At 62.4% G+C, this 2,228-nt stretch carries 3 protein-coding genes and 1 tRNA gene; 1 reads left to right on the plus strand and 3 read right to left on the minus strand.

Annotated features, from left to right (window positions below; translation table 11 throughout):
• Nucleotides 1-239 precede the first annotated feature (239 nt).
• Entirely contained in the window at nt 240-740 is a 501-nt protein-coding gene (locus ACFYLW_RS06505) for a hypothetical protein (protein WP_312061874.1), read from the plus strand.
• A gap of 145 nt (nt 741-885) precedes the next feature.
• Here the strand turns inward: ACFYLW_RS06505 and ACFYLW_RS06510 are convergent.
• From ACFYLW_RS06510 to ACFYLW_RS06520, 3 genes are all read right to left on the minus strand, one after another.
• A tRNA-Pro gene (locus ACFYLW_RS06510) sits at nt 886-962 on the minus strand.
• A 67-nt stretch (nt 963-1,029) separates the two neighbouring features.
• Nucleotides 1,030-1,500: a DUF192 domain-containing protein gene (locus ACFYLW_RS06515; protein ID WP_312061872.1), complete on the minus strand. Its 471-nt coding sequence runs from the start codon at nt 1,498-1,500 to the stop codon at nt 1,030-1,032.
• 24 nt (nt 1,501-1,524) lie between these two features.
• Nucleotides 1,525-2,073, minus strand: a complete 549-nt coding sequence (locus ACFYLW_RS06520; RefSeq protein WP_292082929.1) for a cold-shock protein — start codon at nt 2,071-2,073, stop codon at nt 1,525-1,527.
• Nucleotides 2,074-2,228: the final 155 nt, after the last annotated feature.

Below are 2,228 nucleotides of genomic sequence, written 5' to 3' on the forward strand. Positions count from 1 at the left end.
GGCGCCCTGAACGAAGCGGCTCATACCCACCTCCTGCTGACCCGGAAGGCTATCCTAATTCGCTCGATCGGGAGGCGTTTTCACACAGCCTCGACCCATAGGCGACATTTTCCAGGTCCCCGGTTGTGCCCTCCGATCCTCCCGCCTAGCCTGTGAGAAATAGGAAGAAGCACATCCATGAATCGCATCGGGAAGGCAGAGGTTGCGGAGGCGATCTCTAACCGCATCGGCTCGTTCCAATGACGATCACTGCCGGTTTCCTTTTTCGACGGAACCGCGAAGCGCGGGAGCTTGTGATCCCAGCCGATCTAAATCTGCTCCGTGCCGCCACTGATAAGCTCGCCGCTGCATGGGCGGCACCCGGGTTGACCTCACTGAGCGAGCATTTGTCAGCTCCGATCTGTCTCCTGGTCTTTGATCCGCGCGATACACATCCGAACGAGCCGAGTCTCGGCGATTGGGACCTGCGGGATAATGAGCGGACAGTGATCGAAGCTGAACTCCTGAACATGGCACGGTCAATCCAATCCCAATCAGAGAAATGCTTCTTCTTCCATGTATTGGAGGACTGGTCATCGGAAGCGCCAATGCTCTATCGGCGAGGAGATCTGACAGGCTTTTCCGAGGAGCTTCGGCAACCGTACCCGTTTGCAGAATGCCACTTTAGTCCAACCGGTATATTCCGGCGGGAGCAGGGAGCGTTTTTGTTCGAGTTCGTGCGAAACGACGCGACTGATTGAATGGCCGCTTCCCACCCTTAGCGGACGTTCGCAGAGTCTGCTCTTGGTACTAAGGGCGATGTCGACCGAGGAACCGATCGAAAGGCAGCGCTTCGCGCCTTTGGGGCGAGTGTAAAACTCATCCAGCCCAAACGGGCTTAAACCATGGTCGGGGCGAGAGGATTCGAACCTCCGACCCTCTGGTCCCAAACCAGATGCGCTACCAGGCTGCGCTACACCCCGATCCGATGGAGCGCCCTCATGACACGGCGGGCGCCGGACCGCAACGCATTCAACGCCTTATTCTGGATCAGGGACGAAAGAAGCTGTGGCGGACCTGGTCGCCCGGCTTGGCGCCGATCTCTTCGGCACGGCCCGCGCGCAGCTCCAGCACGCCGTTGGCGGCGCCGTTCGAGGGCAGAGGCGTTTCCGAATAGGGCGTGGCGTGGCTGGCGATGGAGACGATGCGGCCCTGCGGATCGATGTAGATGATGTCCAGCGAACTGGGCGTGTTCTTCATCCAGAAGCTCTGCTCGGTCGCGGCCGGGAACTGGAACAGCATCCCCCGGTCGTCTTCCAGCGGCGGACGATACATCAGGCCGCGCTCGCGCTCGGCCTCGTCATCCGCGATCTCGACCATGAACCTGTGCTCGCCCGAGGCGGTGACGATGCTGAGCGGCTCCAACGGCCGCCCCGCCGCATCCACCGGCCCCTTGGGCGCGCAGGCCGAGGCCAGGCCCGCCAGTGCGGCCGCCAGCAGGATACGACGCGAGAAACCCATGACTTCGCCCCTTAGAGGGCGAAACTATTCGCCCGGCCTGATCGCGGCCACCACCAGCCCCTTGGGACCGTCGGCGAACCGCACCTGCACCGCGTCGCCCGGCACCAGATCATCCAGTCCGCAGCGTCGCAGCGTTTCGACATGGACGAAGATATCGCCGGCCGCGCCGTCGCGCACCACGAATCCATAGCCCTTGGTGCGATTGAACCATTTGACGACGGCCGTCTCCATGGGACCGTCCGCAGAGGCGTCTATCGCCGCCCGCGGCGACACCGAAGCACGCGCCGCCTCTCGCCGCACCGGCAAGGGCGCGCCTTCGCCCAGATCAATGACGCGCACGACCTGCCAGCCCTTGGGCCGGCGCGCGCACTCGCACGTGATCGCAGCGCCTTCGGCGGCGGCCTCATGCCCCCCGTCCCGCAGGCTGCTGACGTGCAGCAGCACGTCCTTCAGTTCAGTCAGGTCCGGCTCGTCAGGCACGATGAAGCCGTAGCCCTTGCCCGGATCGAACCACTTCACCGTACCGGCGATCAGAACGATGTCCGGCGCTTCAATCTCGTCGTAATCCGACAACTCACAACCCCCGCCTGCAACGCGCGCAGCCGCTATGATTAACACGGTTCTTTGAGTGGCGGAAAAACAAAAATGACGATTTTAAGGTCGCGGGCGCACAAAAAGGCGCACCGCAGCAAAACGCGCGGGAAACCATCGATGTCAGGGGGATAGCT

The sequence above is a fragment of the Brevundimonas sp. NPDC007368 genome (genome assembly GCF_042869015.1).
Lineage (GTDB): Bacteria > Pseudomonadota > Alphaproteobacteria > Caulobacterales > Caulobacteraceae > Brevundimonas.